An 8130-nucleotide genomic window follows, 5' to 3' on the forward strand; every position below is an offset into this window, starting at 1 on the left:
CCAGCGCTCGAAGGGCAGGCCGATGGTCAGCAGGTAGCGCGAGAAGAAGACATCGATGCCGGTGTAGCCCGGACGGGTGTTCCAGGTCCAGCCGATCAGCAACAGGAGGAGTGCGATCGAGACCAGCGTGCTGATCACCGCTTCGAAATATCCCGACTGGCGCAGGAGCATGAACGCCAGGCTGCCGAGCACCAGAACGGCGATCAGGAGAAAGATGAACAGGCTGTAGAACAGGTCGACCATCGCACCGCCTGGCCGGTCGCTTTCCTGCGACAAGGGGAGCAGCGTCATCGCCACCAGGAAGGTCGGCATGCCCCAGGCAAACTCGCGATCGAGCGACGGGCCGCTGAGCAGCGCATCGGGCACCACCTGGGGCACCAGCCAGAAAAGCAGCGCCGCCAGCAGGTAGGCAAAGGCGATCAGGTAGAACATGCGTGTCGGGCGATGATCGATGAACATCACCCGACCACCAACCAGAGCAGCCAGCATCACCACCCAGACGATCAGCAACCACCAGCCGTACCAGACGGCACCGCAGGCAAGCATCAGGCCGATCACCGCCAGGCCGCTGAAATCGACCTTTCGCTCGGCGTAGATGAAGGGCTGCCAGAGGATGAACAGTCCCACATTCACCAGCCAGCAGAGCAGACCGATCGTCGAGCCCGCGCCAGACACCAGTGCCAGATGCAGGACGAAGAGCAGGGAGATCAGCAGCCAGCGCTGGCGCTGGCGCAGGGCCATGCCGAGGCGCTGCAGCAGGGTCATCCGGTGCCCCACGCGAGGCACCACGGTGCAGGCCGCCGTTCTCGCAGCAACCGACGCGTGCTGCCTGCGTGCCGGCGACAGGGGAGCGCATGGCAAGCCACGGGGTCGTGGTATGGGTGGTCGCAAAGGTCTTGATCAGTCATTCCCGGCAGTCTGACTCTGGACAACAGTGTCGAAAAATCGACAGTTCTGCAGTCTGTGGGGGGCCAAATCGCCATCATTTGCCTGGCACGAAAAGTGCTTGTGCAGACTGCAGTAGTCGACACGGTGAGGAGAACCAAATGAACCAGTTCAAGCAACAACAGTCGGGCTTCACCCTGGTGGAGATTGCCATTGTACTCGTCATCATCGGCCTGCTGCTGGGCGGGGTGCTCAAGGGGCAGGAGCTGATCAACAGCGCCAAGGTCAAGAACATGATCGGTGACTTCCGCAGCGTTTCCAGCCTGGTGTATGCCTACCAGGACCGCTTCAAGGTCTTCCCCGGTGACCAGACCCAGGCGCAACTGGACAACGCGTTCGGCGTCGCCGCTGGCGCGCCCTGCACGCCAGCGGGAGCCAGTTGCGCCCTCAACAACGGGCGCATCGATGGCACCTGGGATGCCGGCAATGCCAGTGGCGCCGGGGTGGCAACCGATGAAACCTCGGTCTTCTGGCAGCATGTCCGTCTGGCCAACCTGACCACTGGTCCGACCGCGCTGGCCGACACCGCCTTCCGGCCGCGCAATGCCGATGGCGGTTTCATCGGCATCGAGATGAGTGGCGTCGCGCTCGCGCCTTACATCTCGACGCTGACGCGCGGTTCGTTCTTTGTCTGTTCGGCCGGCATTCTCGGTCGCTACGTCAGGCAGATCGATACGACGATGGACGACGGCAACACCGCCGGCGGGTCGGTGCAGGTGGTGGTCGCCGGGGCGGCGCGTGGCACGGCCGCTGTCGCCACGACAGCGATTAACGACGGCACCCAGTACACCGTCTGCGCAGCGTTCTGAAACGCAGAAGCCGCCGCGCGAACCATCGACGAAGCCCGCTGCGGCGGGTTTCGCTCGTTCACCCCTGGAGCAGGCGCTGCTCGGCGGCCGCCAGCGCCGCGGGCGGGCCGAGCAGCACGACCACGTCGCCGGTGCGAAAACGGGTTTCGGCCGAAGGTTCGAGTGCCCGAATGTTGCGCCGGCGAACCGCCGTCACCTCGACACCGAGTTGCTGCATTGCCAATTCGGCCAGGGTGCGTCCAACCGCATGCGCCCCCGCGACGAGCAGAATCGAATGGAGTCGTGCCTCTTCGCCACCGATGGTTTCCTCTTCGAGGTCGCTTTTGCCGGGAAAGAAGCCGCGCAGGGTCCGATAGCCGGCCCGTCGCGTTTGCTGGAAACGCTCGACCACCTGGATCGTCGGCACGCCGACGTGACGCAGCGCGTGAGCCGCCAGCACCATGCTTGCTTCGAGGGTTTCCGGCACGACCTCCGCGGCGCCGGCCTGCTGCAGGGGCCGGATGTCCCGCTCGTCGAGTGTGCGCGCCACGACCGGCAGCTCCGGCGCGAGGCCGCGCAGGTGCTCGAGAACGCGTGCCGCGGCCCGCGTGTCGGCGAAAGCGATGATCAGCACGCTGGCCCGGCTGACACCGGCCGCCAGCAGCGTCTCGCGGCGGGTTGCGTCACCGAAGATGACGTTCTCGCCGGCCGCTGCCGCTTCACGGATACGTTCGGGATCGAGGTCGAGGGCGACGTAGGTCACCGCTTCCTGTTCCATGAAACGCGCCAGGTGCTGCCCACTGCGGCCATAACCGCAGATCACCACGTGCTTTTCGGTGTTGATCGTCTGTGCGGCGAGCCGGGTCAGTTGCATCGAGCGCATCAGCCATTCGCTGGCCGCGAAGCGCAGGACGATCCGGTTGCTGTAGTGCACGATCACCGGGGCCAGCAGCATCGAGAGCACCAGGGCGGCGAGCACCGCCTGTAGGGCGAGCGGGGGTACCAGGCCCAGCGGGCCCATCAGCGAGAGCAGGACAAAGCCGAATTCGCCGCCGGCGCACAACCACAGTCCAGTGCGCAGCGCGTTGCCGGGTGTCGCGCCGAACAGGCGCGACAGGCCCACCATCAGCGCGAATTTCAGGGTCAGGAGGGCGGCGAGGACGCCCAGCACCAGCGGCGCGTTGGCCAGCACCAGCGGTGCGTCGAGCAGCATCCCGATGGTGATGAAGAACAGCCCCATCAGCACATCACGAAAAGGCTTGATGTCTTCCTCCACGTGATGCCGGTACTGGGTCTCCGAAATCAGGATGCCGGCGACGAAGGCGCCAAGCGCCAGGGAGAGTCCCGCCAGTTCGGTCAGATAGGCGAGGCCCAGGGTGACGAGCAGCACGTTGAGCATGAACAGCTCGGCGGACTTGCCGCGCGCGACGATGAAGAACCACTGGTTCATCAACCGCTGGCCGAGGAAGAGCACCACGGAGAGAACCAGCACGGCCTTGAGCGCCGCCAGGCCGAGCCGGGTCGCCATCTGCTCGGGTGATTCGGAGAACGACGGGATGAGGATCAGCAGTGGCACCACCGCCAGATCCTGGAAGAGCAGCACGCCCATCACTTCGCGGCCGTGCGGCGAATCGAGTTCGAGGCGCTCGCTGAGCAGTTTGGTGAGCACCGCGGTAGACGACATGGCCAGCGCGCCACCCAGCGCTATCCCGCTCTGCCAGCTCAGTCCCAGGGCGACGGCGATGGCGCACACCAGCAGCAGCGACAGCAGCACCTGCAGCAGGCCGAGCCCGAAGACGATGCGCTTCATGGCGTGCAGCTTGGGCAGGGAGAACTCGAGGCCGATCGAGAACATCAGGAAGACAACACCGAATTCGGCCAGATGCTGTGCTCCGACAAACCCGTCCACCAGGTTGAGCGCATGCGGCCCGATCAGGGTGCCGACCAGCAGGTAACCGAGCACCGGCGGCAGGTTGACCGCGCGAAAGACGATCACCGAGCAGACCGATGCCCCGAGCAACATGAGAATGGTTGGCAGCGTCTCCATGCTTTCCTGTGCGTGGTTTTCGTTGGGCATGCCGGGCGCCCCTGGGTGGCGGAGCGAGGTGAGTGCGCCGGGGCCTTCTGCTATACTCGCCGCATGATAATCGCTGCCACCTCATGAGCCAAATACAGCCGTCCACCAAGGCGCTCGACCTGGCCCGCCAGGTGATGCGAATCGAAGCCGACGCGGTGCTGGCGCTGGCCGGACGTATTGGCGGCGAATTCCTGCAGGCGCTGCTGCTGATCCTCAATTGCCATGGACGGGTGATCGTCAGCGGCATGGGAAAATCCGGGCACGTCGGGCGCAAGATCGCCTCCACCCTGGCCAGTACCGGTACCCCCGCGTACTTCGTTCATCCTGCCGAGGCCAGCCATGGCGACCTCGGGATGATCACCCGCGACGACGTTCTGATCGCCCTCTCCAACTCCGGCGAGAGCGTCGAACTGCTGACCATCGTGCCGATCATCAAGCGCCAGGGAGCCCGCCTGATCAGCATGACCGGCAATCCGCAATCGTCGCTGGCCATCGAATCCGACGTGCACCTCGATGCCGCGGTCGCCCAGGAGGCCTGCCCGCTCAATCTGGCGCCGACCGCCAGCACCACCGCGGCGCTTGCTCTGGGTGACGCGCTGGCGGTTGCCCTGCTCGATTCGCGCGGCTTCGGCGCCGAGGATTTCGCACGCTCCCACCCGGGTGGTTCACTCGGCCGCCGGCTGCTGACCCATGTGCGCGACGTCATGCGTGTTGGCGCGGCGGTGCCGGCGGTTTCTCCCGCAACGCGTCTGCCCGACACCATCCTGGAGATGTCCCGTGGTGGTATCGGCATGACCGCCGTCGTCACCCCGGAACGCCACGTCATCGGAATCGTCACCGATGGCGACCTGCGCCGGGCGTTTGCCCGGAACCTCGATCCGCGTACTCTGGCGGCCAGCGACATCATGGGGCAGCGACCCCGTTCGATCGCTCCCGACCGGCTGGCCGTCGAGGCCGTCGCGATGATGGAGGAGTACAAGATCAACCAGTTGCCGGTGGTCGACGACAATGGTGTGCTGGTCGGGGCGCTCAACATGCACGACCTCTTCAAGGCCAAGGTGATCTGATGGGCGATGCACTCGAACAGGCGCGGGGGCGTGCCCGCCGGCTGAAGCTGATGGCTTTCGACGTCGACGGGGTGCTGACCGATGGCGCGCTCTTCTATACCGATCAGGGAGTCGAGATCAAGGCCTTCAACACGCTCGATGGACATGGACTCAAGATGCTCGGGCAGGCCGGCATCACGGTTGCCATCATCACCGGACGGCGGGCCCGCTGCGTCGAGTTGCGCGCCGAAAACCTCGGCATCGATCACCTTTACCAGGGGGTCGAGAACAAGCTGGCACAAATGCACTCCCTGCTCGCCGAACTCGGTCTGACTCCCGAGCAGGCGGGTTACATGGGCGACGATCTGCCCGACCTGCCGCTGATGCTGGCCTGCGGCTTCTCGGCTGCGCCGAATGATGGGCATCCGCTGGTGCGCGCCCGGGCCTGGCTGACCTGTGAGCGCGGCGGTGGTCGAGGGGCGGTACGCGAGGTCTGCGAGTTCATTCTCGAAACGCAGGAGAGGCTGGCGGCGGCGCTGGCGCCGTACCTGGGAACGGGCGAACCATGAAGAAGTGGAGCACGGCACTGTTGCCACTGGGCATCCTGCTGGTGCTCGCCGTGTTGACGACCTGGTTGCGCTATGCGACCGAACTGCCCGATTCGGCGCGCGACGGCAAGAATCGTCATGACCCTGACGTGATCATCAGCGATGCCCGTGGTCACAAGCTCGATGCCTCGGGCAAGCTGCAGTACACCATCGTGGCCGAAGAGATTCGTCACTTTCCCGACGACGAAACGACCGAGCTGCGGCAGCCGCGCCTGGTTTACCTGCATGCGCAGAAGCCGCCGGTGACCATCCGCGCCGAACATGCGGTAGGCAACAAGCAGGCGGAGCGGGTGGACCTGCATGAGCAGGTCGAGGTCAGGCGCGCCGCCAGCGGCAAGAACGCGGAGCTGGTGGCCGAGATGTCCGAGCTGACGGTCCTGACCGATGAACAGAAAGCCTTTACCAAGAGCAAGGTACTCATCACCCAGGGCAATTCATGGGTGCAGGGGGTTGGTCTGCAGATCGACAACAAGCTGCAGACCTACCTGCTGGAATCCGAGGTCACCGGACAGATCGAAAGTCCTTTCGCCAGGAAGAAGAAACCCAAGACATGAACAAGATCTTTTGCTGCGCCTGTGTGAGCGGCCTGCTGGCCGCCGTTTCGCCGTCGGCACAAGCCGAGCGCGCGGACCGCGAAAAACCGATTCACCTCGAAGCCGACCGTCTGAGCATCGATGACCTGAACAAGGTGCAGACGCTCGAGGGCAATGCGGTGCTGATCCAGGGCACGATGGAACTGCGCACCAGCCGGCTGGTGGTCACCCAGGACGCCGATGGCTTCCAGAAAGCGACGGCGACCGGTGGTGCCAACGGACTGGCACGCTTCAGGCAGAAGCGCGAGGGTGTGGACCAGTACATGGAAGGTGAGGCCGAGCGTATCGAACACGACGCGCGCAGCGAAACCACCCAGTTCTTCAATCGCGCCTGGGTCCGCAATGGCCTCGACGAGGTGAAAGGGCAGTACATTTCCTACGATGCGTTGAACGAGAAGTTCCTGGTCACCACCCGTGCGGGCGACAGCAAGAGTGCCACCGGCACCGCACAGGCACGGGTGCGCGCGATCATTCAGCCCAAGGCGAAGACTGACGCCACGCCGGACAAGAAGGGCGAGCCGCTCAACCTCAAACCGGCCACCAAGACCACGCCGCGCGCCGACTGAAATCGCCACCCGCCGCATCCTGCAGCGGTCGGGCGAGCCAGGCCGCCTGCCGGTCCGCCGGCGCGCGCCGAAGCGCCATCACGTCGCATGACCGCGGCCCGGCGATCGATCAGGCATGCTGCGGCACAGCAGCCTGCCCCGCCACCCGCAATACCCATTCGAGATGAATAAGAATGCCTTAAACCCGGTCATACGGCGAGTTTGGTGCGGTGCAGCAAAAAACAGTTGACAAGGTGGCGCAGAGGCCTATAATTCAGCGCATGGTGCAGTGCAACAAAAGATCGCGGCGCCGCAGGGCGCGACGGTCGGTGAGTTAAACATTGCACATGTTGTGTTGTATCCATACTTTTTAGAGGAGATTTCCATGTTCAACACCCCCGAACAATTCGCTGCCGCCAACAAGGCTTCCGTTGATGCAATGCTGACTCTCGCCAATACCGCACTGGCCAGCGCCGAGCGTATCGCCGCCCTCAACCTGAATACTGCCCGCTCGATGCTCGAGGACGGCGTTGCCAACGCCAAGGCGATGCTGGGCGCCAAGGACGCGCAGGAATTCTTCGCGCTGCAGGCCTCGCTGGCCCAGCCCGGCCTCGAAAAGGCCGTCGCCTATACGCGCAGTGTCTATGAGATTTCGGCCCAGTCGAAGGAAGAGATCTCCAAGCTGCTCGAAGCCCAGTTCAACGACTTCCAGAAGCAGGTTCTCGCGCTGCTCGAGAAAGCCACTAAGAATGCGCCGGCCGGTTCCGACGTCGCGGTCAATGCCGTCAAGTCTGCCGTCGCCGCCGCCACCTCGGCTTTCGACAGCATGAACAAGGCGGCCAGGCAGGTCGCCGACATCGCCGAAGCCAACGTTGCGGCCGCGACCAACGCCACCGTCAAGGCGGTGGGTGCCACCGCCGCGGCTGCCAAGAAGTAGGCTGCTCCGGGGACTGACTGACGGGACCGCGCGCGTGGTCCCGTTGCAGAGTGGCTGAAGGACCCCCGGCACGCTTCGGGGGTTTCTTCGTTGGCGCTCGCCACGCGGCAACCAGATCACCCGAGCCCAAACTTGAACACCCGGACGGTGCGCGGTCTTGCACAGGGCAGACCAGGCTTCATCGGTCCGGTACCCGTCTTACTACCACGGAGGTATTTATGAACACCATCGATCTCGAAAAACTCGCCGAGAGCCAGAAAGCCAACGCGCAGGTCATGATGACCCTGGTTCGCACCGCTTTCCACGGTCTGGAGCAGTTGTCCGCCCTCAACCTCGCGGCCAGCCGCGAGCTGTTCAACAGCAGCGCCAACGGCGCGCAGCAGTTGCTCGGCGTCAAGGACCCGAAAGAACTCGGCGACATCGCCGGCTCGATCGCCCGCCCCAACGTCGACAAGCTGATGGAATATGCCCGCAACCTCTACGACCTGTCGGCCAACATGCAGCGCGAAATCACCTCGGTGATGGAAGATCAGTACAGCAACGCGCGGCACACCGCTACCGGCCTGATCGAAAAGACCGGCCTGGCTTCGC

At 64.5% G+C, this 8130-nt stretch carries 8 protein-coding genes and 1 pseudogene; 7 read left to right on the plus strand and 2 right to left on the minus strand.

What is annotated here, in order from left to right:
* Positions 1-765, minus strand: a pseudogene (locus JNK99_RS03750) (hypothetical protein); the annotation flags it as partial.
* A gap of 281 nt (positions 766-1046) precedes the next feature.
* Between JNK99_RS03750 and JNK99_RS03755 the strand changes: the two are divergent.
* Entirely contained in the window at positions 1047-1754 is a 708-nt protein-coding gene (locus tag JNK99_RS03755) for a prepilin-type N-terminal cleavage/methylation domain-containing protein (protein ID WP_291848819.1), read from the plus strand.
* A gap of 58 nt (positions 1755-1812) precedes the next feature.
* Here the strand turns inward: JNK99_RS03755 and JNK99_RS03760 are convergent, their stop codons facing one another.
* Complete coding sequence (locus tag JNK99_RS03760) at positions 1813-3780, minus strand: monovalent cation:proton antiporter family protein (protein ID WP_291848838.1); 1968 nt, start codon at positions 3778-3780, stop codon at positions 1813-1815.
* A gap of 113 nt (positions 3781-3893) precedes the next feature.
* Here JNK99_RS03760 and JNK99_RS03765 point away from each other — a divergent pair, with 113 nt between their 5' ends.
* The 6 genes from JNK99_RS03765 to JNK99_RS03790 form a co-directional block, all read left to right on the plus strand.
* Positions 3894-4877 (plus strand): KpsF/GutQ family sugar-phosphate isomerase, encoded by a 984-nt coding sequence (locus JNK99_RS03765; RefSeq protein WP_291848822.1) that lies wholly within the window; start codon positions 3894-3896, stop codon positions 4875-4877.
* A complete protein-coding gene (locus tag JNK99_RS03770; RefSeq protein ID WP_291848825.1) occupies positions 4877-5425 on the plus strand; it encodes an HAD family hydrolase in 549 nt (182 codons plus the stop codon). Before JNK99_RS03765 ends, JNK99_RS03770 begins: the two co-directional genes overlap by 1 nt.
* The gene (gene lptC, locus JNK99_RS03775; protein WP_291848827.1) at positions 5422-6018 is read left to right on the plus strand and encodes an LPS export ABC transporter periplasmic protein LptC; all 597 of its coding nucleotides are present in this window, start codon (positions 5422-5424) and stop codon (positions 6016-6018) included. Before JNK99_RS03770 ends, lptC begins: the two co-directional genes overlap by 4 nt.
* Positions 6015-6623 (plus strand): lipopolysaccharide transport periplasmic protein LptA, encoded by a 609-nt coding sequence (gene lptA / locus JNK99_RS03780; protein ID WP_291848829.1) that lies wholly within the window; start codon positions 6015-6017, stop codon positions 6621-6623. The genes lptC and lptA overlap by 4 nt, the downstream gene beginning before the upstream one ends.
* Positions 6624-6987: 364 nt before the next feature.
* Positions 6988-7539 (plus strand): phasin family protein, encoded by a 552-nt coding sequence (locus JNK99_RS03785; protein WP_291848833.1) that lies wholly within the window; start codon positions 6988-6990, stop codon positions 7537-7539.
* A gap of 218 nt (positions 7540-7757) precedes the next feature.
* Positions 7758-8130 (plus strand): phasin family protein (locus JNK99_RS03790; RefSeq protein ID WP_291848835.1); only part of this gene is annotated, 373 nt, incomplete at its 3' end.

Origin of the sequence: Accumulibacter sp. (genome assembly GCF_016789985.1) — a bacterium.
Lineage (GTDB): Bacteria > Pseudomonadota > Gammaproteobacteria > Burkholderiales > Rhodocyclaceae > Accumulibacter.